This is a genomic window from Spirochaetota bacterium (genome assembly GCA_030154445.1).
Lineage (GTDB): Bacteria > Spirochaetota > Brevinematia > Brevinematales > Brevinemataceae > Brevinema_A.
Genome location: JAGUQW010000002.1, coordinates 71,545 through 98,274, shown reverse-complemented (window position 1 = coordinate 98,274; position 26,730 = coordinate 71,545). Strand labels below are relative to the sequence as shown.

24 protein-coding genes and 3 tRNA genes are annotated in these 26,730 nt (G+C 27.8%); 24 read left to right on the top strand and 3 right to left on the bottom strand.

Annotated features, from left to right (window positions below):
* The first annotated feature begins 58 nt into the window (after window positions 1-58).
* The 22 genes from KFW21_00625 (at window position 59) to KFW21_00520 (ending at window position 22,211) form a co-directional block, all read left to right on the top strand.
* A complete protein-coding gene (locus KFW21_00625) occupies window positions 59-3,730 on the top strand; it encodes an Eco57I restriction-modification methylase domain-containing protein (GenBank protein MDK2817936.1) in 3,672 nt (1,223 codons plus the stop codon).
* A complete protein-coding gene (locus KFW21_00620; protein MDK2817935.1) occupies window positions 3,731-5,449 on the top strand; it encodes a pentapeptide repeat-containing protein in 1,719 nt (572 codons plus the stop codon).
* 184 nt (window positions 5,450-5,633) lie between these two features.
* Window positions 5,634-6,326, top strand: a complete 693-nt coding sequence (locus KFW21_00615; GenBank protein ID MDK2817934.1) for an ankyrin repeat domain-containing protein — start codon at window positions 5,634-5,636, stop codon at window positions 6,324-6,326.
* Window positions 6,327-6,440: 114 nt separating this feature from the next.
* The gene (locus KFW21_00610; GenBank protein MDK2817933.1) at window positions 6,441-7,253 is read left to right on the top strand and encodes a hypothetical protein; all 813 of its coding nucleotides are present in this window, start codon (window positions 6,441-6,443) and stop codon (window positions 7,251-7,253) included.
* Window positions 7,254-7,464: 211 nt separating this feature from the next.
* Window positions 7,465-8,457, top strand: coding sequence for an ankyrin repeat domain-containing protein (locus KFW21_00605; protein ID MDK2817932.1), 993 nt, complete (start codon window positions 7,465-7,467; stop codon window positions 8,455-8,457).
* A 112-nt stretch (window positions 8,458-8,569) separates the two neighbouring features.
* Window positions 8,570-9,070, top strand: a complete 501-nt coding sequence (locus tag KFW21_00600; protein MDK2817931.1) for a sigma-70 family RNA polymerase sigma factor — start codon at window positions 8,570-8,572, stop codon at window positions 9,068-9,070.
* On the top strand, window positions 9,067-9,378 hold the full coding sequence (locus tag KFW21_00595) for a hypothetical protein (protein MDK2817930.1): 312 nt from the start codon (window positions 9,067-9,069) through the stop codon (window positions 9,376-9,378). Before KFW21_00600 ends, KFW21_00595 begins: the two co-directional genes overlap by 4 nt.
* A gap of 3 nt (window positions 9,379-9,381) precedes the next feature.
* Window positions 9,382-9,930 carry a hypothetical protein gene (locus KFW21_00590; GenBank protein MDK2817929.1) on the top strand — a complete coding sequence of 183 codons (549 nt, stop codon included), beginning with the start codon at window positions 9,382-9,384 and terminating at the stop codon, window positions 9,928-9,930.
* A 77-nt stretch (window positions 9,931-10,007) separates the two neighbouring features.
* Entirely contained in the window at window positions 10,008-10,562 is a 555-nt protein-coding gene (locus KFW21_00585) for a hypothetical protein (GenBank protein MDK2817928.1), read from the top strand.
* A 69-nt stretch (window positions 10,563-10,631) separates the two neighbouring features.
* Window positions 10,632-12,020 carry an ankyrin repeat domain-containing protein gene (locus tag KFW21_00580; protein ID MDK2817927.1) on the top strand — a complete coding sequence of 463 codons (1,389 nt, stop codon included), beginning with the start codon at window positions 10,632-10,634 and terminating at the stop codon, window positions 12,018-12,020.
* Complete coding sequence (locus tag KFW21_00575) at window positions 12,021-12,959, top strand: ankyrin repeat domain-containing protein (GenBank protein ID MDK2817926.1); 939 nt, start codon at window positions 12,021-12,023, stop codon at window positions 12,957-12,959. It begins immediately after the preceding gene.
* 46 nt (window positions 12,960-13,005) lie between these two features.
* Window positions 13,006-13,076, top strand: a tRNA-Gly gene (locus KFW21_00570).
* 127 nt (window positions 13,077-13,203) lie between these two features.
* The gene (yajC, locus tag KFW21_00565) at window positions 13,204-13,545 is read left to right on the top strand and encodes a preprotein translocase subunit YajC (GenBank protein MDK2817925.1); all 342 of its coding nucleotides are present in this window, start codon (window positions 13,204-13,206) and stop codon (window positions 13,543-13,545) included.
* A gap of 33 nt (window positions 13,546-13,578) precedes the next feature.
* Window positions 13,579-15,114, top strand: coding sequence for a protein translocase subunit SecD (gene secD / locus KFW21_00560; GenBank protein ID MDK2817924.1), 1,536 nt, complete (start codon window positions 13,579-13,581; stop codon window positions 15,112-15,114).
* A gap of 8 nt (window positions 15,115-15,122) precedes the next feature.
* Window positions 15,123-16,016: a protein translocase subunit SecF gene (gene secF, locus KFW21_00555; protein MDK2817923.1), complete on the top strand. Its 894-nt coding sequence runs from the start codon at window positions 15,123-15,125 to the stop codon at window positions 16,014-16,016.
* Window positions 16,017-16,081: 65 nt separating this feature from the next.
* A tRNA-Lys gene (locus KFW21_00550) sits at window positions 16,082-16,154 on the top strand.
* A gap of 8 nt (window positions 16,155-16,162) precedes the next feature.
* Window positions 16,163-16,235, top strand: a tRNA-Asn gene (locus KFW21_00545).
* Between the two features lie 48 nt (window positions 16,236-16,283).
* Window positions 16,284-17,606, top strand: a complete 1,323-nt coding sequence (locus KFW21_00540) for a hypothetical protein (protein MDK2817922.1) — start codon at window positions 16,284-16,286, stop codon at window positions 17,604-17,606.
* 46 nt (window positions 17,607-17,652) lie between these two features.
* Window positions 17,653-18,660, top strand: a complete 1,008-nt coding sequence (gene tsaD / locus KFW21_00535) for a tRNA (adenosine(37)-N6)-threonylcarbamoyltransferase complex transferase subunit TsaD (protein MDK2817921.1) — start codon at window positions 17,653-17,655, stop codon at window positions 18,658-18,660.
* The gene (locus KFW21_00530) at window positions 18,657-20,312 is read left to right on the top strand and encodes a hypothetical protein (protein MDK2817920.1); all 1,656 of its coding nucleotides are present in this window, start codon (window positions 18,657-18,659) and stop codon (window positions 20,310-20,312) included. Before tsaD ends, KFW21_00530 begins: the two co-directional genes overlap by 4 nt.
* Window positions 20,312-21,283 carry a tRNA-dihydrouridine synthase gene (locus tag KFW21_00525; GenBank protein ID MDK2817919.1) on the top strand — a complete coding sequence of 324 codons (972 nt, stop codon included), beginning with the start codon at window positions 20,312-20,314 and terminating at the stop codon, window positions 21,281-21,283. The genes KFW21_00530 and KFW21_00525 overlap by 1 nt, the downstream gene beginning before the upstream one ends.
* A gap of 13 nt (window positions 21,284-21,296) precedes the next feature.
* On the top strand, window positions 21,297-22,211 hold the full coding sequence (locus KFW21_00520; GenBank protein ID MDK2817918.1) for a DUF368 domain-containing protein: 915 nt from the start codon (window positions 21,297-21,299) through the stop codon (window positions 22,209-22,211).
* An 80-nt stretch (window positions 22,212-22,291) separates the two neighbouring features.
* Here KFW21_00520 and KFW21_00515 read toward each other — a convergent pair whose 3' ends face one another.
* The 3 genes from KFW21_00515 to KFW21_00505 all read right to left on the bottom strand — a co-directional run bounded on the left by KFW21_00515 (window position 22,292) and on the right by KFW21_00505 (window position 24,437).
* The gene (locus KFW21_00515; GenBank protein ID MDK2817917.1) at window positions 22,292-22,912 is read right to left on the bottom strand and encodes an epoxyqueuosine reductase QueH; all 621 of its coding nucleotides are present in this window, start codon (window positions 22,910-22,912) and stop codon (window positions 22,292-22,294) included.
* Between the two features lies 1 nt (window position 22,913).
* Window positions 22,914-23,675: an MBL fold metallo-hydrolase gene (locus tag KFW21_00510; GenBank protein ID MDK2817916.1), complete on the bottom strand. Its 762-nt coding sequence runs from the start codon at window positions 23,673-23,675 to the stop codon at window positions 22,914-22,916.
* 141 nt (window positions 23,676-23,816) lie between these two features.
* Window positions 23,817-24,437: a DUF305 domain-containing protein gene (locus KFW21_00505; protein ID MDK2817915.1), complete on the bottom strand. Its 621-nt coding sequence runs from the start codon at window positions 24,435-24,437 to the stop codon at window positions 23,817-23,819.
* Window positions 24,438-24,585: 148 nt separating this feature from the next.
* Between KFW21_00505 and KFW21_00500 the strand changes: the two genes are divergently transcribed.
* Both KFW21_00500 and KFW21_00495 read left to right on the top strand, forming a co-directional pair.
* Window positions 24,586-25,764: a hypothetical protein gene (locus KFW21_00500; GenBank protein ID MDK2817914.1), complete on the top strand. Its 1,179-nt coding sequence runs from the start codon at window positions 24,586-24,588 to the stop codon at window positions 25,762-25,764.
* Between the two features lie 46 nt (window positions 25,765-25,810).
* Window positions 25,811-26,707, top strand: coding sequence for a hypothetical protein (locus tag KFW21_00495; protein ID MDK2817913.1), 897 nt, complete (start codon window positions 25,811-25,813; stop codon window positions 26,705-26,707).
* Window positions 26,708-26,730 lie beyond the last annotated feature (23 nt).

Here is a 26,730-nt window from a genome sequence, read left to right as displayed (position 1 = left end):
AATATTGTTATTTTTCATTTATGTAGTATAATAACATAGATCTAAATAAGGATTTAAAATGACATTAACCATACAAACTATTGATAAGATATTAAAATCAAAGAAATTATCTGATTATCATATTGACACCATAAATATAACAAATTTTCAAAAAGGCTTAGTACTATACATAGAGGTAATCAAAAAAATACAATACACAGCTACAGAAGAAACACAGAAACAAAAACTAAAAAATCTCTTTTCATCAATAGATAATTATCAATATGAAATGGATCACGATAGCATAGATTTATCAATATGGTATCAAAATAAACTAAAAGTAATCATAGAAACAAAAACAAAAAAGAATGCAGAAATGATTACAGACGATGAACTGAATAAAAAAGCCTTTCAAGAAGCTCTATATTACTATATGGAGCAGTCCAAAAAAGAGCAAAACGAAATCACTTATATAATGATTACTAATTTTCAATATCTCTATCTTTTTGAAGAAAAAGAATTTCTAAATTTAACTAAAAAATCCTCTATTAAAAATGCATTCACACAATATTATAAAAATAAAGACGGTTTTTATAAAAAAATTAGTGAACTTAATATTGAGACTACTATTACAATAACAAAGATAGATCTTTTTAACGATGATAGCACCTTGATTTATAGAATCTTTGATAAGCCTTTATTATTAAACCAAGCACTAGAAAATGACGCCAATGAACTAAACAGAGAATTTTATCAAGAGCTACTTCATATCATGGGACTACAAGAAAAAGATAATAAACTCGTTAAAAGCACTATCCAAAACACCCTCCTAGACTTAACAGAATCAAAAATAGGCAACAAAGAAAAGAACGAAGAATTATTTGAGACGGCATTGGGATTAAATATATTGTGGCTAAATAGGATACTCTTTTTAAAAATATTAGAATCTCAACTAAAAGTTTTTCGTAATGACCCCGACTTTCATATTTTGGATTCTAAACATATTACAGGCTACCATTTATTATCAAAATTGTTTTTTAGTATATTGTCCACACCAAGAGCAGAAAGACACTCAGATGACAAAAAATACGATACAATCCCTTATCTTAATAGCTCTCTATTTGAAGAAACAGAGATTGAAAGACAATATCGTATTTCTGATTTAGATATAGAAAGACCCCTCAAAATCAAATCTGATAGCGTACTTTATAAAGATAAAGACTTTACCAAAAAAGAATTAAATCTATTAGAATACCTACTACGCTTTTTGAATTGTTTTTCTTATAATAGTGATAGCGATAGTGTGGATAAAAACACGCTAATCAAATCTTCTGTACTGGGTACTGTCTTTGAGCGATTGAATGGCTACAAGGACGGCTCACATTTTACCCCTGCTAGTATTACCATGTATATGTCAGAAAAAGTCCTGCAAAAACGCATCATTGATATTTTTAATAAAGAATTTGCTTTGGAATTTGAAGACTTTAAAGAGCTTATTTCTTATGCAAAAAAGAATTTCTATAAAAAAGAAGATATAGAAAAAGCCCAAGCTCTCGTAGATAATATGACTATCATCGATCCAGCCGTGGGAAGTGGTCACTTTTTGGTGTCTAGTTTGAATGAGCTAATCAAGATCAAAAGCCAATTAGGATTGTTACACAAAGATATTAAGGTATCTATTGAAAATGATGAATTGATTATTAAGTCTAGTTTTGGAGATAATTTTGTCTATGAGAGAAGAGAGGGCAAGATCTCAGAAGAAAGACAAGAGATACAAAAAGCGATTTTTGAGACTAAAAAGCATATCATAGAAAACCAATTATACGGCGTGGATATCAACCCAAACTCTGTTAATATCTGCCGATTGAGATTGTGGATAGAGCTATTAAAACACACCTATTATACGGATAGTGATTATATCAATCTCGAAGTTCTGCCCAATTTGGAATTTAAAGTGATGACGGCTAATAGTCTTATATCTGTTAAGGATATACCTTTATATTTTAATAAAACACATAGAGCAGAACTCAGTCGAGCTATGCACACTTACTATAATGCTGTATTAACAGAAAAAGAACAGGTAAAAACTGAAGTTAAAGCACTAATCAGTAATGTCAAATCTCATATTGAGCAGTTGAAAAATTACGATCCTTTTAATACGATAGTTTCGTGTAGCTTTTTTGATAGTGGGTTAATGTTTGGTATTGAGAGTTTTGATATAGTGATTGGGAATCCTCCTTATGTATCTAATAAAGGTATCTCCTCTACTATGATGAGTCAGTACAAAGAAGAATATGGTATTCAAGACGATCTCTATAATTATTTTTATTTACGAGGTTTTGAATTCTTAAAAGACGGTGGTATTTTAGGATATATTACTTCTAACACTTTTTTAACATTACAAAGCAAACAAAAATTAAGACAATATTTACAAAGTAAAAAACTTGTAGAAATGAGATTAGTAGATAATGTGTTTGAACATGCTGCAGTAGAGCCTATTATTGTAATTGCATATAAAAGTAGTACAACTAGTGATAATTATCAATTTAATTATGTAGACAATAGAAATCAAGCAATTCTCTATGAGGGAAATAATATTCTTATAGATATAAACACCTATAGAGAAGCTCCTAATCAAGTGTTTTTTACCCCGAATGTTTATAATTTAGCTATAGCTAATAAATACTTTGATACTATTCACAGTTTAATGACAAGTTATTGGGATATCATTAAAACCAGTGCCAATATTGATAAAAATAAAAATCTATTAAATAGCTACAAAGCCACCCTAAAAGCTGGAGATATAGCCTTACTAGGATTACTCACAGATGGTGGACAAGGACTAGCTACAGCGAATAATGGTTTTTATATAGGTGTAAGAGCAAGTAATAAAGACGCAGAGCGTACCTATCGACAACGCATAGAAAAAATAGCAAAATTCAACAAAGAATTTGCTACTACTCATGATATTACAAAAATGACAGAACTAGAGATAAGAGCATTATTCTTAGCATTAAAAACAGAACATGGACGAGATATCTTTGGTCAGGGCTTTCTCTATCAGATTATTAGTGATGATGAGATCGCTGATGTCAACACACTCACTCAAGACGAAAAAGATAATGGTATCAAAGGAGAGCGAAGCTTTGTACCTTATGACAAAGGGGACAAGGACGGTAATCGTTGGTATATGCCTACTTCTTACTGTATCAACTGGTCTGTAGAAAATGTGAAATTCTTAAAAACAGATCCTAAAGCTCGTTGGCAAGGTTATACTTTCTTTTTTAAAGAAGGTTTTTCATGGAGTGATGTCTTACTAACTAAAAGTACAGTTATAAAAGATAAATCAACTTTTATCAAAGCTAGAATAAAAGAGTCTACAATCAATGATGTTAAGAGTATGAGTTTATATCCTCTATATCCTATTATAACTAGTAAATATTTATTAGTTATGATTAATTCATATTTTATGTTTCATTATATGAAGCAAATAGTTAATAACACTATCAGTATTCAAATTAATGATATGAGACAAGTGCCTATCATCATACCGACAGAGGAACAGCTACAAATAGCTGAAGAGCTTTTTGATAGAGCCAAAGCCATAAAAGATCAACAAATACAAAAGCTTATCACTAAAGATATTGCCGACGAACAACTAGACGCCCTACAAAATGAAGTAGATGATTTTGTCTATGCTCTCTATGGATTGAGTGCTGAGGAAATAACGATTGTTGAGGGTGGGAAGTAGATGAGTGAGAATATAATTATTATTAATGTAGATGATAATACAAATTATAATAAATTACTTTTTGAACATCACAGTAATGAAGTTAGTGAATCTAATATAATTATAAATAAAAAAGTTGAATTTCGGTTTTCAATAAGCATGCAAGGTACCAAATCACCCGAGGTTTCATTATCTAACATTCATTTTAAAGAGACTGTTGATTTTTTGGCAAATGTAGAGAGTTTTGAAACAGAGAATAGAAAAAAAAATATTTTTCTAAATAATATAAAATGTGATAAAAATATAACTATACAAAATCTAAATCTAAATGTAATTCATATAGATGATACTCAAATTAATCAATTAATAGTAAAAAGATCTTATTTAAATAATTTTTATTGTAAAAGTACAAAGGATATAAAAAATATCAAAATAAAAAATATTACTTTTGACTCAGTAACATTTCATAAAGAGGTGTTTTTTTATGGTATAGAACTAAATACAATAAATTTCACTAATTCTACTTTTAAGAACAAAGCTGATTTTAAAAATTCTACATTAACGAATTGTAATTTTTCTTTCACTCGTTTTATGGGTAAGGCAGACTTTAAACGAGTGAAATTCCATGGTGAAAACAAATTTAACTATACTCAGTTTAATGAGAGGGGGGCTTTTTATGGAGCTTATTTTGATAGCAATCCTACTTTTCATAATTTGATACTAGGTAAGGACTCTCATATTTATTTTGGAGAAATCAATAAATGTATTAAAGATTCAAATGATCAAGTAATAGATAAATATATAAAAAATTTAGAAAAAGATCTAAAAATCTCTATAGAGTTTAATGAACAAAAAGAAGAGTTTATAAAACAAAAAGAAGAGTTTATAAAACAAAAAGAAGAGTTTATAAAACAAGAAGAAGAGTTTGATGAACAATACAAAGATCTTATAAAAAAACACAAAGATTCTATAAAACAAGAAGAAGATCTTATAACAAGATACAGATCTTTTAAAAGACAAAGAGAAGATTTTATAAAACAAATAGTTATTGAAAAAATAGTTATTGAAAAAATTTCACTTACAAATACTATTATCAATGGTAGATTAGATTTTAGCAATGATAATATTACTACTTTAGATATGAAAGGCTGTGTAATTGCAGGAACTTTATCCAGAGTTTTATTTGCTCCAAAATGTGCTAATTGGGAAACGGCAACCCTTCTCAAAAATGAAGAACTCAAACAAAATAATATTATCAGAGCTTTAGAGTATAAAGCAGAAGAGAAAGATTTGTATGAGAATGAGCTATGGATACAATTAAATAAAAAATCTAGTATTAAATTGATCACTGAATGGTTATCTTTATGGATAGGGAAAGTTTCTAATAATCATGGTCAAAATTGGGGACAGGGTGTTTTCTTTACTGCTATAGTATGGTTTGTATGTTTTTCAATGTTTTATATATCATTTCCCTATTACGATATTAATAATCATTTCTTTACAGGTGTATATTGGAAATCTATTGGAGGATTATTTACATCTGGTCAATTTTTCTCTAATATGGTGGAATATTTCAATCCAACTAATTACAAACTATTAACTACTTATATAACTAGTAGTAATCCTGAATGGTGGGTTAAAATTTTTGGTGCATTTTGGTTTTTACTTGGCAAGGCTTTAGTACCTTATGGAATATTTGAAGTAGTACAAGCTTTTAGGAAATATAATAAGATAGATTAGTCTATTTTAATATGAATTTTTCTAGTATATTCTTTACAAAATAAATCAAAAATATTATAATAATATATCGATAGTTCACTGTACAGAAATACTTAAAGTATTAACAAATAAATAGTATTTGAATTAGTCTATAAATATGGTATAATAAATTAATAAAAACTAATTAGTTCCTACTAATTTAGTGATGGAGATTTTTATGAAAATATTATTATTAATTTTATTGGTATCCCCTATATTTGGGCAGAATACTAAGGATTATCCTAGGTTTACCTATGAACAGATGACGAACAAAGCTAGCACAAGCCGATTATCTCATCGTTTATTTTATCAAAAGTCCAAAGGCCCTGATGCATTGTGGTTTGATACAGTAAAACAAGGTAACTTAATGGAAATCAAAAAAATGATAAATAATGGACAGAATATAGAAGTTAAAGATGAAAAAAGTCTAGGACAAACTGCTCTATTATGGGCTACTTTTTTAGGATACTTAGATATTACTAAATATCTAATTGAAGAACATAATGCAAATCTATTTGCTACAGATAGAGCTGATGTACAACATGTCTTTAAGTCTGCTATTTTGGGTGGTGATATTAAAACTATAGAATATTTATATCCTTTAATGAAAAGTAAGATCGATCTTAACGCTCAAGACGAAAGAGATGGAGAAACTGCTCTTATGGTGGCAGTTTCTAACGATAGAAAAGATGCTGTAAAATTTTTACTTAAACAAAAAGTAGATATCAATATCATTAGTAAACAACTTAATCACAGTGCGATGAGTGTAGCTTGTGCTGGTAACAATCAATCAATGGTCGATATACTCGCCAAAGCTGGTGGTATCAATCATAGAACTAAAAAAGATTCTTGCAAATAAATACAAAATAAGCCTGTAATATTATAATTACAGGCTTATTTTGTATTTGATTGTATCGTATAATAAATTAATAAAAATTAATTGATTTCTACTAATTCAGTAATGGAGACTTTTATGACAATTCTTTTATTTATGATTTTATTATTGCATTCTATGGCACTAAATTTTTCTATAGAAAATGATTTTAATGTATTGAGAAATCTTATTGCTAACGAATCTTATGAAGATGCTAAAAATATGATACAACAAAATAAAGGAGTTACAAATTATTCTCCATACGAAGATGATAGCTCTCCTTTGAGTATTGCTATTGAAAAAGGAAAAATTAATCTCGTCCAAGATATGCTTATTAAAAAAGTTCCTATTAATCAACTTTTATACGCAGGTCATGGCTGTCTTATCGGTAATGCCCTCTCTATAGCCGTAAAATACAAGCAATTAAAAATAGCAAAACTACTAATACAAAATAATATTGAATTATTAGATTTGAAATATTCTCTATTATATGAAGCGTTAATTAATAATGATTATCCAATGGCTAATTATTTAAGTACTATCAATCACCCTAATATTAACGGAGAAAAAAATATTTATATCACTACAGGATTGTTAGTAAAAGCTATGAATAAAAAAGCTATAAATTATATGAAAAAAAGATACCAGATTAACATGAATTTATTATATGATAATAAAACATTATTTTGGGTAATCACAGACAGCTCTGAAGAATATTACCCTCACCTTAATGTGGAGAAAACTATCACGAGCTTTAAATTTCTTATCAAAAATGGTGCTAATATTCATCATATCAACAATCAAAATGAAAATATCTCCACCACCATTATCAATAAAAATATGTTCCCGCAAGACAAGATTGAATCTTTATTTAAATTATTAAGTAACCAACAATTATTTAATAATATCTAATATATATAAATTACTACATAATATACTCATATGTATGATATATATTTGGTATATTAATTAGTTTTTTACAATATTCAAGATTACAGATCATTTTTACGATATATATCATGTTGTAAAACTAGACAAAAAAAAATTATTATAATAATATATAATATAATTATTATATATTAAGGAGCATGTTATAAAATATTTATTACTACTTACCATATTTATGGTATCAAATATAATTTATACACAAGATTTATCAAATTTACCCATAATTTTTGATTTCATAGATAATTCTTCACAAAACACTAGCCTTATTTCTACAAATATAGAATCAAGCCTTTTAGAAAAAGTACAAGAAAATAATACAATTTATACACAAGATTTATCAAATTCACCTATAGTTTTTGATTCCATAGACAATTCTTCACAAAACACTAACCTTATTTCTACAAATATAAAGGTAAGCCTTTTAGAAGCAGTACAAGAAAATAATATCAATCTTGTTAAAGAGATACTTACTATAAATCCAAAAGATATTAATAGTAGAGACGCTCAAAATAGAACTGCTCTCATGCTGACCACTGATGATTCTTTAGAAATTGTAAAATTATTAATTAATCATGGTGCTTTTATTAACACAAAAGATTACAAAGGTAATACAGCTTTAATGATTGCTAGTAAAAAAGGATATACCAAACTTGTAGCTTTATTTTTAACTGAATATATGCAAGTAAATACAAAAAATAATGAAGGACTATCCGCACTTCATCTAGCAACTATAAATGGATACACAGAAATTGTAGAATTATTAATAAAACATAGAGCTGATATTAATGATCCTATGCCTAATAGGTTGTTGCCAATATTTGAAGCTGTTACAAAAGGATATACTAGCATAGTAAAGTTATACCTTAATAAAGGAGCTGATATCAACTCAACTATAGCCTCTACTAAAACTTCATTATTAGCTATAGCTAGTGCTTTAGGAAATAGTTCTACCGTACAACTTTTATTAGAAAAAGGAGCAAATCCTAATTTAGCAAACAAATTTGGTGTTACCCCTATATTTCTTTCTATTAGTAAAAAGCATCTTGATATTACTAAATTATTAATCACTTATCATGCAGACCTTGATGTTCAAACTACAAAAGGTATACGACTTAAAGATATTATTTCACCAACAGATATTACTATGAAAAGATTAATTAAAAAATAATAATCAGTTCTTTCACTCAAATATTTAATAAAAAAGTAACAATTATAAATCGATTTGATCGATAGTGACCTTATTATATTGTAGTATAAAATTCATTTGGAGTGAAAATAATATGACATTTGAAGAGTTTTATAAAAAAAATAAAACTCTTGTATATCGCCTATGCAGAGCTAAAACTAATAAAGATCTAGCAGAAGAAAGTACATCTAGAGCATTTGTAGAAGTTTGGAAACGTTGGGATAAAGTTTCTCAAATGGAGTCACCCGTTGCCTATACTATAACAATAGCACGAAATACAGTTTATAAAGAATATATAAAATCACGTGCTAGAATTTGTTTAGGATTAAATACTATTGAAGACATTGCTGATAATAAATATACTCCCGAACAACAAAGTATACAATCTGAAACGCTAGAACAACTATGGATAGGAATGAATCAACTTTCATCAAGAGAACAAGAGATTATTATATTAAAAGATTTAGAAGAACGTTCTTTCCAAGAATGCTCTGATATATTAGGATTGGCTCTCAATGCAACCAAATCACTACGACACAGAGCAAGAGAAAAATTAACAAAAATACTAAAAAATGAACTAGGAGAAATATTATGACTCAAGATAAATTAGATCAATTATTAAATTGCATCAAGAAAGAATCTATTGATTTTAATACAATAGATTCAAAAACAGACTTTTTGATTTATAAAACACCGCACTATTACATGTCTTCTAAAATACCTCTAATGACTGCAATGTTTTTACTTATAATAGTATCTACCTTGGGATCTATTATTTCTTATAATGAATACCAACAAAAAATAGCTCTTAAACTATTAGAACAAGATAGAAAAAATGTCCTCAATTCTAATTATATATATTCCACATTAATTTCTTCTTATAAAGATCCAGCGGAGAAATAAATCATGTTAAAAAAAAAATACTTTATTATTACTATTTTGTCTTTATTGACTCTTCCTACTTTTGCAGATCACAAACAATATAGAAAAGAAACTGTTAAAAATTATAAATTTCCCTTTTGGGGAGCTCCAAAAAGATACAAAAATGAAAAATATATGCAAATATTTGATAAACATGCTATTTTTGATTTCGATAAAGAAATTTCAATTGCTGTAACAAATACAAAAGAAAAACAAGATGAATTTAAAAAAAATATGAAATTATTAAACATACAAATTGAATATCTTGAAAAAGAATTAGTAACATTCATTCAAGAACATAAAATACATACAAATAGATCTCAAGAAATTTTAGATACTTATATAAAATTATTTGATTTAAGCACTAAAAGTTACATTTTAATGGATAGCCATACTAAAAGTATACAAAAAATATTCCAAGATACTTATCAAAATTATAATATAAAAATTCAAGAAAAAATAACTAATGCTATTAAAAACCCTGATATGTTAACAGAAGAGTTACTCAAACGCTATGAATGTGTTACTAAATAATATTTATACAATTCTATAGAATTGTAAATATATTCCGATCCATGATATAAAGTAATAACTTTATCATGGAGAATATTATGACTCAAATTTTCTTAGTATTATTGATATTAATAACAAGCAAACCTTATGCAATTAGTAATTTTACAAAAAATCGTAGACATATAGATAATATAATTAATTTTAATTATATCCAAAAACCTACAGAAATTTCACCTTCTATTTTTAAACAATTACCATTACATGAGCAAAATTTAATAAATTTTGCTATAGTAGAATTTGAAAAAGATATTGAATTGTATTCATCAATATTATCACCTGCAGTTAAAGATATTCTACAACAAAAATTACTATTAGAAATAACATTATCTGATATAATTAAATTTGAAAATAATACTCCTCAAGATTTTCAAAATATTCAAGCTATTAAACAAGTGATAGCTGAGAAAAATCAAATTCTTATAAATTTAATTCTTATTGAAAATGATACCAATAAAAAACTTTATCAAGAATTAAAAAAGAAACTTTCAACAATACTTTCTCAATGGCTTTATACAGAAAACAATATAATTGATATATTATATGATGAAAATCAAATCTATCAATTATATATACAAAATAAATACAATAAATAATAATTGACATCTATATATGATATAGTACTATTCAAAATAAAATCACTAAAATTTATTAAAGAGATTTCTATGAAAAAAATAATAATAATATTATTATTAACTACTCCCATCGCAAATTATACTCAAAATCTTATTCAATTGGCTGAAAATAATGATTATACTGGTATTGTTTCTGCAATAAATACTAGATCAGTTGACATTAATATGACTGATATTTCTGGATTTACAGCTCTCCATGTTGCATCTTGGAATGGATATTCAGATATTGTTCGTTATTTATTAGAAAATGGAGCTAATCCTAATATTGTCTCAAAAGCAGGTAATACTGCTTTAAGTTTTACTACACCAATTATTAAAAATTTGCTAATCCAATATGGAGCTTTTGATCAAGAGAAAAGTATCACTCTTCCTCGATTGTTGTATTCTCCGAATATTTATATAGATAAATCAATTCCAGCACCTATTCAAGCTCCTTTACAGATATCAAATATTATTACTAATATTTCAAATTATATAGAAAAAACTATATATATATCTAATACCTATCGTATTTTTGATTATCCTAAAAAATCATATAATTTATTAACTAATTTAACTCCAGAAGAGAGTATTGCTATCCATAATTGGGATAATGATGGAAATAATAGTATTCACCAAGCTGCTATAGAGGGAAATCTCAACAAAATTAAAGAATTGATTGAGCGTGGCGTAAATCCAAAAACTAAAAATATTAATGGTGATACAGCTTTACGCTTTGCAGCTGAAAATGATCATAAAGAGATTGTCGAATATTTATTAGAAACTATAGGATTAGATATAAATAATGCTAATGTAGCTGGTACTACAGCACTTATTGTAGCAACATTTAATAATAATACTAATATGATAAAATACTTAGGCCATATGGGTGCTAATGCAAATCAAACTGCTACAGCTTTTGTTAATAGGATTATCAATGGGGAAGAGAGAGAATCTACAGTAAGTAATTGGACCGCTCTTATGGCTGCTGCTCAATTAGGTCATAATGAAGCAATTGAAGAACTATTAAATAGTGGAGTAAATTTGAACGCAACTGATTCTGACAATTGGAATGCTTTATTATTTGCTGTTCAAAATGATCATGTTTCAACAGCTGAATTACTTATTAAAAAAGGTATTAATTATAATATAGAGTCTATTGACAAACATACTGCCTTAAGTTTAGCTATTGATAATGGTAATAAAGCAATGACAGACCTTCTCAAAAATGTTAATGCAATTTCCTCATCTGTTCCTTTAGAATCTTTTATAGAATCTACAATTGAACCTCCCGCTGATGAAGCAGGATACTATGATGATGAAGGATACTATGATGATGAAGCCTCTGAGACTGCTACTTATGAAGAAGTCTCTGATGAGGATAGTGCTACTTATGAAGAAAATTCTCCAGAATTAGATACATCCACAGAGGACACATAAGTGAAACAAAGAGTTACATATTTATTATTAACTTTTTTTCTTATAATTACTTCTAATTTATTCAGTCAAAATTCTTCTTTTTTAGAAGCTGTTATAAGAAATAATATATCATTAGTAGAATATATGATAAAACATAGAGCTGATGTAACAGTTACTAACAGTGATGGTCTCACAGCACTTCATTTGGTATCTGATCCTCAAATAGCATTAATACTTATTATTAATGGAGCAGATATTAACGCTAGAAATCGTAGTGGTAGCACCCCCTTACATTGGGCTGTATCACGAAATAAAGAATCTCTTGCTAAATTATTAATCGAATTCGGAGCTAATATTGATAGTGCTGACGATATAGGAAACACTCCTCTTCATTTCGCTATTAATTCTAAAGACGAACTTGTCTTACTTCTTATTAGAGCAGGTGCTAACATAAATGCTACTAATAAACTGGGATCAACTCCAATCATTGAGGCACTACTAAAAAATAATAATACTCAATCTAGATACTTATTATTAGCTGGTGCTAAAAATATAAAAAATAACGCAGGTGTTACACCTTCAATTTTAGATACATTAGAAACTGAAAATAGTATTAAAGACATTCTTGTTAGTGAGCAAGTAGATCCAGTTATTAAAGAAATCTTTATTGAGAATTACCCTCTTGCTATACAATTAATCAGACAAAATAAAACTATCAACAAAGTAGATGTTAATGGAAATACAGCTCTTCATTGGGCATTTAACAAAAAAAATCGTTATATTTCTAAATTGTTATTGGATAAAAAAGCTAATTATACAACTATTAATTTTGATAGTCAAAGCCCTCTTGATGTATTACTTGCTACTGAAGATGAAAACTTCATTAAATATATACAAGAAATTTTAAAAAATAAAACTAATTTTAGCAAAGAATTCTTTAAATCAAAAAAAATAAAATAAAATCATTGACAAAAGAGAAAAAATAATTTATAATTACAATAATAATGCGGCTGTCGTATAATGGTAATACCTCAGCCTTCCAAGCTGATGCTGGGAGTTCGATTCTCCCCAGCCGCTAGAAAAAGTCCCTAAAATTAGGGACTTTTTTTATATATTAATGTAAAGATATTTGATAAAATATCTTTACATTAATATATAAAAATGCTACAATATCAAATATTAGTTATTAATTAAGGAGAATATTATGTTAGGATTATTTTATCAAATGGCACCTGCTGCTGCTGCTACAATAGGTGGTGGTGCTCAACCTACGACAGCAGGAAGCTTTATGACTTTTTTACCAATTATTATAATGGTTGTATTTATGTACCTTCTTGTATTTCTTCCAGACAATAAGAGACGTAAGAAATTACAAAAACAAATTGATGGCTTAAAACAAGGTGATCGTATTATTACATTAGGTCATATTGTGGGTACTGTGGAATTTATTGGTGAAAAAACTATCTATATTAAAAGTCAAGATTCTAAAATTGAAGTTTCTAAATCAGGTGTAGCATCTGTTTTAGATAATGGTAAACTTGATTAATATAAATTTTCATTATTTTTAAGGATTCTATATATGAATAAAATTTCACGTTATTTCATACTGCTCTCTATTATTGGATGGGCTATATGGGGATTATATCCTACATATCAATGGTATGTACTAATTTCACCAGAAGATAAAGCACTTATTGGAATGCCTGCTGAAGAATTAGCAGTTGCAGACATTGATACTCGTACTTATGTGCAAAAATTAAAAAAAATTAGAGCAAAAACTCTTTCTCTTGGGCTCGATCTTCAAGGTGGTGTTTATGTAGCTACTATTCCAGACGAAGATGATCTTAGAGTGCAGTTACTTCGTCAATACGATGAAGATCCTGTTGCTGTTGAAGAAAATTTTGAAGCTGAAAAAATTGTTGCATTGACTCGTTCTTTAGAAATTATCAAAAATCGTATTGATACTTTCGGAGTGGCAGAACCTGCTATTCGTTCTACTTTCGATGGAAAAATAACTATTGAATTACCTGGTGTTAGTGATCCCAATTTGCTCAAAGAAGGGCTTTCTAAAGTTGGTAAATTAGAATTTCGTTTTGTTAATCAAGATTTACTAAATACTTTAGCAAATCAAGGAATCCCTTTTGATGGTCAATATGGTATTACTAGCCGTGATGATATACCTGCTACTTTTATTCTTCCTAAAGATACTGAATGGGTATCTTATTGGGAAAATGATGAAACAGATGTCCCTCAATTAAAAGGCTGGTATCTTATTTACACCAAAGTAGATTTAGATGGAACATCTATTAAATCTGCATTTACAGAAACAGATAATCTTGGGCGTAATGTCGTATCGTTTGAATTAACAGATGAAGGTAGTGCAATATTTGCAGATATTACTAAAAATAATATTAACAAACAATTTGCTATTATTTTAGATGATAGAGTTCGTAGTGCTCCTGTTATTCAAGGTGAGATACCAAATGGTCGTGGACAAATTTCTGGAACTTTTGGATTATCTGAAGCAACATATCTTGCAAACATATTAGAAGCTGGTTCTTTACCAGTTCGTCTAAAAGTGATTGAAGAAAGAATTATAGGACCTCAGTTAGGAGCTGATTCTATTCAAAAAGGTGTTCAAGCATTAGTTTTCGGAGCACTAGCAGTTATTATATTTATACTTATTAATTATCGTATAGCTGGTTTTGTTGCTGCATTTGCACTATCCTTAAATGTAGTATTTCTCTTATCTATTCTTGCTTCTATGGGAGCAACTTTAACCTTAGCTGGTATTGCAGGAATTGCATTAACAGTAGGTATGGCAGTAGATGCTAATATTATTATTTATGAAAGAATTCGTGAAGAAAAAAAGAAAACACGCCATTATCTTTCAGCTTTTTATACTGCTTATGATCATGCAGGAGCTACCATTTGGGATTCTAACTTAACTACAATCATTGCAGCTATTGCATTATCTGTATTTGGTTCAGGTTCTATCAAAGGATTTGGAGTAACATTAGCATTTGGTATTATTGCAAATATTTTCACATCTCTTTTCGTATCAAAGTTACTTTTAGAAACATTAATTGGTACAAAACATAGAGAAATCGTGTAGGAGTTATCATGATAGAAACAACAAATAAATTGAATTTTGATTTTCTTGGTAAAAGAATGATTGCTCTCATTATTTTTATAGTATTATCAATTACTGGAATCATTAGTTATTTACATAATGGACTTACTTTAGGAACAGATTTTGCTGGTGGTATTCGTATTGAATTTACTGCACCGTCTACCGTACAAGAAATTAGAATATTAATCCCTGATACACAAATATCAATTACAACATTAACACAAAATAATGGTGTAGAAAGTTTTCTTATCACAGCTCCTTCAGAATTTGAAGAAAGTGGTTCTGGGGATCATTTATTAAATCCACTAAGAAAAAAATATAAAGAAGCTAATATTGTTGTACTTTCTTCTGAATATATTGGTCCAAGCGTTGGTAATGACTTTGCTAAACAAGCATTAAAATTATTAAGTATCGTAACAGCTCTTATTCTTGTTTATGTTGCTTTTCGTTTTGATTTTATTTATGGTATGGGTGCAATATGTGCTCTACTTCATGATATGACAATTTTATTAATTTTTACTGTTATTTTACAAATACCCATTAATTTAACTATCCTTGCAGCATTTTTAACAATTTTAGGTTATTCTATTAATGATACTATTGTTATTTTTGATAGAATTCGTGAAAATCATACACTACTTCCACAAGAAAATTTTTATAATATAATAAATAAAAGTATTAGTCAAACTCTAACAAGAACAGTATTAACATCTACTACTACATTATTTGTTGCTGGATCAATTTATATTTGGTCTGGTAATATTTTACAAAATTTTGGTTTATTATTAATTATAGGTGTTATTACCGGTACTTATTCTTCTATTTTTGTTGCTCCTCCTATAAGTTTATTTCTATTTAATAAAACACATAAAATCATTAAATAAAAAAAATAAAAAAGTATTGACAAAATATAAATAATAGAGTATAATATTTGTACACTAAATGTGTTGGATCGCTAGCTCAGTTGGTAGAGCACGTGACTTTTAATCACGGGGCCCTGGGTTCGAACCCCAGGCGGTTCAAGAATTATTCTCCTGTAGCTCAGTTGGTAGAGCAGGTGACTGTTAATCACTTGGTCGCAAGTTCGAGTCTTGCCGGGAGAGCATAAAAGATCCTTTATAGGATCTTTTTTTGATTGTATAGGAAAATCTATGATTAGAATTCTTAAAAATATACTTCCTTCTTATTTTTTAAAAAGTTCAGAAAATTATACTCTGAATTATTTAGCTCTTATTAGTATTAATATAGATGATCTGTGTTTTCTCTTAGAAATTTCATTTGATCAATTTACTATAGAACCCTTTTTAGAAGAATTAAGAAATACCTTATCATTTCTACACCCTAATCAAGATTTAACTGTTCATTTTATTTCTGATATTTCTATTGATTTATTCAATCCTCATAAAAAAAATTTTTGTCTTTCTAATCATTATCAAGATTTTTTTTTATTCTTACCTCTTGATTTTGCAACATATTTATCTAATAAATTACAATACACTCATTATTATACACCGACAAACTTTTATAACTTAGAATTAGAACTTTATCGATTCCAACCAAGATTTTTATCAACAGAATTATGGCTCACTTTTCTACAAAAAGATTTACAAGAATTATTCCATTATATAATAACAAATAATCTTGTAACTCCTAAAATGTTAGCATTATTTTTAAAAAAAATAAAATTACCTAATATTTCTTTATATTTTTCAAAAAATACCTTTCAAGAGATATCAAATGAAATAAATCTTCTTTCTTCTATAGAAAATCCAAATTTACTATCTAGTATTTACTATATTATTGAAAATAATTTGATATTATTTTTACAGCACTCTCCCAAAATTCCATCTGTATTATCATTTCATCATCAAATAATTAATTTTTATCAAAATAATATTTACAAAAATGCTCTTACTAAATTGGATTTACAAAAGATTCCTTGTTTTTATAAATTAGCACAATCTACTCATTTTTCTTTATTTATAAATCGTATACCCTATCACAGTTTATTAAGTTTTTTACAAAATAGTATATTTTCTAATAGAGAAATTATTAAAAAAGGGTTTTCTCCACAAGGTCAAAAACAATTATTACAAGATCTAAATACTAGTATTTATCCTATTCAAAAAAGTCATCAATGCCTACAAAATATTATTCAATTAATATTCAACAATAATTCTATAGTATTTGAAGACTTAGTCCACAAATTAATAACGAAAACAAGAGATTGGGAATTACTAGCAAGGGAATGTGATATCAGAGATTTATTGTTATGCTTTGACACACTACCATCCAAATATAGGAAAAATATAAGCGGAATTATATCTATCTTATATCAATCTTATCATCAACAAATCATTGTATTTCCTAAAATAACAGAAAGATCTATCTTAAAAGCTCAAAACAATGTTTCTATTGCTATTTATAAATTATATTTTCTTCAGATATTAGACTCTCATCTTGAAATTTTTTAGGAAGTTTGTTATAATGATAGAATAATTTGCCAAATAGGTGTGTGTTATGATAATTCTAGGTATAGAGAGTTCTTGTGATGAATGTTCTCTAGCAATTGTTGAAGATGGCAAAAAAATACTTGCTCATCAAATTTATTCTCAAATAGAATTACACAAGCCTTTTTCTGGTGTTGTTCCTGAAATAGCTTCTCGGAATCATTTAATTAAGATTTTAGAAATATTTCAACAGACTACTTTAGGATTTTCTTTAGAAGATATTGACGCTATTGCTGCAAGTTCAGGACCAGGTTTGATAGGATCTTTAGTTATTGGTACGATGACAGCCAAATCTTTATCTTACGCTTTGAACAAAGATTTCATTCCTATAGATCATATTGAGGCGCATTTGTACACTCCTCATTTGAATAATAAAATCCTTTTTCCTCATATTGCATTAGTTTGCTCTGGAGGACATACCTTATTATTTTTAATCGAATCTTTTGAGAAAAAAACAATCCTTGGTACAACTATTGATGATGCTGTGGGTGAAGCTTTCGATAAAGTTGCAAAAATGTTAGATCTTGGTTATCCTGGTGGACCAATTATTCAAAAATATGCTCTTGAAGGAAACGAAGATTTTTGGAAATTACCTTATGGATTAGCTGATAATCCTAATGATAGATATCATTTTAGTTATAGCGGATTAAAAACTGCTGTCTATTATAAATTACGCGAACTTAAACCGCCTTATCCTATAGCCGATATTTGTGCAAGTTTTCAAAAAGCAGCCGTAATGAGTTTACTTAAAAAATTAAAAAATGTCCTTCAGGATACAAAAATAAAAACTATAATTACTGTTGGTGGCGTTGCTGCTAATATTCGTCTCAGAACTGAGCTAGACAAATTGACCAGTTCTGGATATCAAATATTCCACACTCCTTTAGCTCTTTGTGGTGATAATGCTGCTATGGTAGCGGGTCGAGCTTATATTGATTATAAAAATAACTATTATAAAAATAAATCTTGGGATAGCTATGCTAGGTATCCTCTTATTTCAAAAGGAAAAAGACTATGAGTCAAAACAAAGATCTTACAGTATTATTTATCGTACAGGCAGGGAAAAAATTTGGAATAGGGCATTTAAAACGATCTTTACAAATTTCAAAATTTTATTCCAAATCTTTTATTTGGGTAATTACCGATTTAAAAGATACATCATCTCTCAACCCTTTATTACTAGATAAAAATCATCAAATTTCAGCATACAAAAATAGTGTTAATATTTCTGATATTTTGAAAGAATTTGAATTTAATTTGATTATTAATGATTGTGTTCATCTTAATGAATCTTTATCTAAAACTCTGATTACTTGTGGTATTCCTATGATTTCTTTAGACAATCATAAACTTGGAATTTGTTCAGAAATCTATGTCGCTCCATTACCAACAAAAAAAACAAAACACGCTAATTTTACAGAAATTTATCAAACTCCTATTAATGAAAAATTATTTTTACTTCCTTCTGAAAAAAATTCAATCAATAAAATTCTTATTACTTTAGGTGGGAGTGATCCTCATAATAATGCAGAAAGAATTATAAAAGGATTGAAAGATACTTCTTACCAAATTACAGTAATTGCAGGACCTCTTAGTCATTATAATATAGAAGAACAGGAACATTTAAAAGTTATTTATAATGTATCTGATTTATTACCTTATATTCAAGAAAACGATCTTATCTTTTGTGGTCCAGGAACAACTCTTTTAGAAAGCTTAGCTGCTAAGAAACATGTGATTGCTATTGCCCATAATTTTAAGCAATATCAAGATATATCCAATTCTTCTCAAATAAATAGTTTATTAGGATATATATTTTTAACAACAACAAAAATTAAAAAAGCTATATCAAAATCTACTAATGGTAAACTAAGTATACCTAGTAATTTTAATTTTCAAGAATGGTTTCTAAATCTAAGTAATGCTATTGCTAGTCGACCTGCTTTTTGTCCTTTATGTAGTTCTTCAAACAAAAAGTCTCTATTAAGAACTACTAAACAAAATTTATTTTCTTGTATAAACTGTAATAGTACTTATATATATAATATTGAATCACCAACAATTCAAATTAGTGGTGATACTATTATTACAGATAATTCTGAACAAAGTCAACAAAGTTACAAACAAGGTGTTTTAAATTTGAGAGAAGATAGTCAAAGAAGAATTCAAATAATAAAAAAAATACTTCCTATTCCTAATCATCATTTAACTTATAAATTAATCGATCTAGGTGCAGAACATGGCATTTTTGTTCAAGAAGCTTCTCATAATGGATTCTCAGCTCAAGGCGTAGAATTATCTAGTTTTGCACGCAGAGTAGCTTTGGATAGCCATAATATTAAAATCATTGATTCTATGGACAAAATATATGAACAAGGTCCTGTTCATCATGTTATTACTGCTTGGAAAAAAATAGAATTATTAGCAGATCCTCTTACTTATATCAAAAAATTATCTACTTTGATACCCATTGGTGGATTATTAGCTTTTCGTGCTCCTATTGTTAATACAAAAAAATCTCTCAATACAGGTTATTTTCGTATTACAGAAAAAGGTGGTAAATATTTGGTTGAACAAGCTGGATTTGTTATTGCTCAAGTTAGTACTTATGTAAACGAAAATAAAGAAGAGTTTTTAGAATTTTATTGTATTAAGAGAATTGATACCTAATGTCATTTATTAAATCCTTGCATTTTGGTGATGTTACTACTAAAAACAATCTTATTCTAGCTCCTTTAGCTGGCTATAGTCACAAACCTATGCGAATTATGAATAGACAACATGGTGCTGGATATAGTGTTACAGAGATGGTTAGTGTAGATGGAATCTTACGAGAATCTCACAAAACTTTGCGTTATGCAGATATTTCTGATGCTCCTGAACAAACATCAATTCAACTATTTGGAAAAGATTCTCCTGAAAGCTTTTATAAAGCATCTAAAATTATTCAAGATATTTTTGGAGTAAAATCTATTAATATCAATTTTGGATGTCCCGCTCCTAAAGTTCTCAGAAATGGTGCTGGATCTCGTTTGTTAGAAGAACCTCATAAAATTGCAGATATTATTAACGCCGTTAAATCTAGTGGTGTCAGTGTAGAAGCCAAAATTCGTTGTGGGTTTTCTTACGACAATTTAGATAATATTATTTCTGCATTAGATGGTTCTGAAGTTGACATTATCATGCTTCATTGTCGATTAACTAGTGATAAATTCAAATTTGGTTCAGCTAATTGGGATTATTTTCAAAGAGCACGCAAACTTACTTCTAAAACACTAATTGCTAACGGAGATATAAAAACCCCAGAAGAAGCACTAAATGTATTTCAAAAATATCAAGTTGATGGATTAATGATAGGAAGAGGTGCTATAGCTAAACCTTATTTATTTCAACAAATCATAGACTATTCTAATACTGGATCTTATAATACCCCTACCCCTCAAGAACTTCTCGATTTATTAAAAAATTATGCAGAGTCTTGGTTTGAAATAACTGGTTATCATAATATTCTTCCATTACGAGGAGCTTTGATGAGTTTGTTATCAGGGTTTGAAGGGGTTTCTAAAATTAGATCAGCCTTAGCTAAAAGTTCTACTTTAGAAGATGTATACCAAGCAATAAAACTTTATGATGAATTATAAACAAGGATATAGAATGAAAGAATTTTTTAATATTACCCTTAAAGGGATAATCATTGGTATTTCTAATATTATTCCAGGAGTTTCTGGAGGAACGATGGCTTTTGTTCTCGGTATCTATCAAAAATTAACAGAAGCTGTTGGTTATTTTTTAATTAAACCAGAGAATAGAAAAGAATATTTATTATTTTTATGTAATTTAGGTCTGGGAATTATAATAGGATTCTTAGTATTTGCTCAGCTTATTTCTTTTTTATTAGGTATTGATCTTCCAAAAGGCAGTCCTTTACCATTTTCTTATACTCCTACATTTGGATTCTTTTTAGGATTAATTTTAGGCTCTATTCCTGTATTAGCAAAAATGCAAACAGATGTCAAATTTTCTTTTACCCGTTTAGGATTAATTTGTTTAGGGTTTGCTTCTTTATTTGCAATCAGTTCTTTAAGAGAACCTAGTAATATTATTACAGAACAATCTCGACTTATCAAAGATTTTGGATTATTTCAGATTGTTGCTTTACCAATGCATAGAATTATATGGCTTTTTATTATTGGTATAATAGTAGCATTTACTATGGTTATTCCAGGTATCTCTGGCTCTGCTTTATTAATAGCTCTAGGAGAATATGGACCTATTCTCAATTACATCTCAGAACGCTCTCTTTTCCCTATCGCTATTATTGGTGGTGGTGTGATAATTGGTATCATATTAGCAACCTTACTCATGACAAAATTATTAGAACAAAGACCAGGTGCTACATTCTATTTTATTTTAGGATTAATATTTGCTTCCTGTATTCAGATACTACTTCAAATGATAGCTGCTCAAAGTAGTATCATAGCATGGTTTGTTAGTATTTTCACTATAATCACTGGAATATTTTTAGCTTTACTAAGTTCCAAGCTTCAAGCACAAGAAACTAATAAATAAAAAAAAACTCCTCAATGAGGAGTTTTTTATTTATTAGACTAATTTTTTAGAAATATCCACATATCTTATGAAGAAATACTCTATGCTTGATTTTGAATATTTTGAAGTTTTTCAGCTTCTTGTTGTAAACGCTCCATCAAGGAAAATTCACAACCGCAATATTTTTGACAATAGATACAATGTTGTCGTGACAAATCTTTAGATATTTTAAATCCATTATTTTTTTTAAAATTAGAAACAAGGTACTCTATACCTGTTTTTTTATAAAATACTTGTCCAATAGCATTAACTCTTTTTTCATCCTTATGTGGACTTAATGTCAATGTACTAGCAACAGCGTCATAACCGTGATTTTTGGCATAATCAAAAGTCTTCTGTAATCTCATTCCATAACAAGTCGTACAGCGTTTTCCCTTTTCAGGTTCTTGCTCTAATCCTTTTATTCTATCATACCATATTTCTGTCTCATATTCCCCTTCTATAAATACACAATTAGCTAGGTCTGCAAATCGTTTGGTTTCTAGAGCTCTTTTATGATATTCTTCTTCTGGATGAATATTAGGATTATAAAAATAAATCGCAATTTCATCAAAATCAGGTTCTTTATCTAATACTTTTTCCCAAGGAAGTTTTTTTCTGAGAACTTCAACACAAGTTGTAACACAAGGAGCACAACAAGTTTGTAACAATATTTTTTTCAATTTATACCTCTATCAATGGTCCATGACCATGTCTGCTTGTAATATGATAGTGTATCTCAGGAAATTTGTGGTAAAGATCCTGATCTATCATTTTTTCTATATATGATGTGCAATTACTATTTTCACTAATATGTAAAAACATTGTATTTTTAGTATTTTTTCCTACAGTTTCTTTAACAAAAATAGCTGCTTCAGAATTAGATAAATGTCCCGCACCACTAGAAATTCTATCTTTTAGATATTGTGGGTAGGTACAACGAGTGAGCATAGACGGTTCGTAGTTTGCTTCTATTCCTATAAATTCAACATTATATGCTTTTTCTAAAATTTTATCATCAAAAGAGCCTATATCAGAAGCAAAAAATAACTTTTTATTATTATTACTAGCAAGAAAACCCAAACACATTTCAGAATCATGTAATACTCGAAAAGCATTAATATGAATATCTCCAAATAAAAGATCATCACCAGCTTTAATAATATGATGATCTTGTAAAGATAATCCTGCCTTTTTGTAAGATTCTGCAGTAATATACACAGGTAATTTAAGAACACTTGCTACTCTTTTTAGGTGCTTAATATGATCTTCATGCTCATGAGTTACCAAAATACCACGAATTTTATTGATATCAATTTTTAATTCAGCAAATGTAGTTTCTAATTTAGGAAAGGATAATCCTGCATCAACTAATAATGCATGTTCATTAGTTTCTAAATAAAAAGCATTAGCTTTACTTCCACTAATTAATGAAGCACATCTCATAACCGCTCCTAAAAAAAATATTATAGAATATTATAAAATATTTCTTATAATTTTTCAAGTGAAGTTGCAAAAAATCCCCACAAAACATTTTAATATAATATTTTATGGGGATTTTATTATTTATTATTTAAATAGTGACAACTACATATCTGCAATAATTTTATGAATATCAGCAATTTCTTTTTGTTGATCAGCTATAATACGATTAGCTATTTCTTTTATTGTTTCATTAGTAGTAACTTTAAGAATAATTTGAGATACATTAATAGCACCTTGATGATGTGGAAGCATCCCTATAAGATAATCCCTATCAATATCTCCAGAAAGAGTAATTGAACTCATTTCTTTCATCATTTGGTCCATAGCTTTTTTAGATTCTTTAGTTATCTTAGAAACTTCTTTCTTGGAATATTCACCAAGTTCTGTTTTTAATTTTTCACTTGCTTGTTGAAATTCAAGAATTTCTTTTTGTTGAGCAGTAATAATATCCATAGCTAATTTTTTGACAGTTTCATTTTTTCCTGATTTCAAATATTCTTCTGACGATAATACGGCTCCTTTATGATGAGGAATCATATTTACAAGAAAATCTACATCAGGAGAGTCTGTTTGTTGATATTTCTGCTCCATCATAGGTTTATGCATAAGCATCATAACTTTTTGACTGTTATTATCCTCACTAGCCATAGAATGATTGTTGTGATCCTGACTGTAAATAATATTAGAATATACCAATATCATTAATAATAATAATTTATACATATAAATCTCCTTTATTTTAATATAACATTAAAATTATTTAAATACAAATGTTATATTTGTATTTAAATAATTTTATCTCTATTTACTTGAAATATTATAAAAAAAACAGTAATATATAATATATTTATATATTACTGTTAAGGAAATTATGACCTCTATTATTTCTTATTATTTTTCTACTCTGTTAAAACATTTTTTTGTCTTATTATTTTTTTGTTCTTCTATACCTTTAATTTTGTTTGCTTTGAATTACTCAGAAGAGTTAGTGCTTTTTGTATTAAGAGATGTTATATTGTTATCTATCCCTTGGTTTTTATGGTTTCATCAAGCTTTGTTTTGTGGTATGAATACACCTAGAACTATCTCTTCTCGTTTATTATTAATCATAACAAGCACTATTTTATCTACTTTATTATTAATGATCTCATTTCCCTTTTCTCAAAAAAACTTTGATATTTCTATTACTAATATTAAACCTAATATAACAATTCCAAATAATAGTATTATTTCTACAAGTCAAGGAACATTAGTAATTGACCCACAAAAATTACCAAAACAACAAACTCTATTTTCTCAAAACAAAACTAAAGCTTTATGGATTGGTTCTAACTATTTATTATTTGATAATATCAAAACAAACAAAAATTCTTTTACACTTTCTAATCCACAATCTTTTTCTTCGTTTGGTTATTACAAACAATCCGGTTCTAAAATTATTCCTTTTGAACTTACCCATTTATCTATACCTCAATACAAATTAGGGCAACAGCTGATCCAGCGTTGGTTTGATAATATGAGTATCTTACATACAAAAATTAGAAATCTCTATATTACTGTAGGAATAAAATTACCTACTAATAGTAATACTGTATTAAAAGATATTGTTGTTAGTTCTGATAATACTAAAGAAACATCCTCAACAAACGATGATCCTATGTTAATCTCTTACAAAAAAGCATCCCTATCATCTAGAAAATTATTGTTATCTCAATCAAAATATGTCAAGATATCCCAAACAATCAAAACACAAATGTTTGATTATACTAATATCTTCTTAACTATTTTGTGTATATTTTCAATAGCATCATTTCTTGGAGTGGTTGTAACTATAGCACAGCAATTTTTAGGAGCGCTAGCGATTATTTTAATTCTATCTATTTATACTCCCTATTTATCAACTTATATAATAAATATTTCCTTAGAATTATATAAAAATAATCCTAATTCACCAATATTACTTATTAATTTTTTATTAGTTATTGTATTATATACTTGTATTATTATTGCTACCACTATTAAAAATATAACGAAAGGAATTCATTATTAAAAAAATTTTTATAGCTTTTTTTCTTCATCTTATTAGCTGTATTTGTGTGTTTACTTATTATTATTTCCAATCTTCTCAAATAACTTTGGCTATTTTTGAATTATTAGATGTTTACATCCCTATCGCTGGGACAACATTACTGGTATCTTTACTTCTTTCTCACAAAAAAAACAATACAAATATCAAGTTGAATATTTGTATATTTAGTTATATTTTTTTCATTATTATTTCTTTATTTGGAATCAAAGAAATTTTAATACCTTATACTCAAAAAAAACCTTCTATCATTTCAGCTCCTACCAATGCACCAGAAGCTATTGTTTTAAAAGAATTTGATCAACTCCCACTTTTACCTTCAAAAAAAGGAATGATCCTTCAAAACGATGTAGAATGCCTGGTTTTTGGTACTATTGCTCAACAAAATCCTACTTCCTATTTAGTGCAAAAAATGTTTTTTAGAGGATTCAATCAAAAAAATCAAGCTTTTGCTTTATTTGCAGAATATGCTAAAATAATAGATAAAAAAATTATTCTCTACAAAGCTACTCTTTTTATTAATAATAAGAACACCTTAATTCCTAGTAATAGCTTAGCAAAAAATTACATATTACCGTTGTCTTTTGAAATAAATCCTCTTTTTGATTCGTGGAATACAACAGATCTCAGAAATATCAGATTGCTCCCTATTATCACTCATAACGCTTTTTCTCAATCATTTGTAGTACCAATTATTTTAGCGATTGCTCAATATATTCTGAGTTTCATTACATTATGCATCGTATCCTCTATAGGAATAGCTCTCAAAAATTCTTTATCATTCAAAGAGCTCGACAGTATTGGAAGTCTCGCTATATTAATTTGTAGTTACCCTTTTACATTATTACTTTTTTATTATTTATCTTTATTAACACAAGTTGGATTTCAATATTTCATAAAAATATAAAATACTAATTATAAAATACGGAG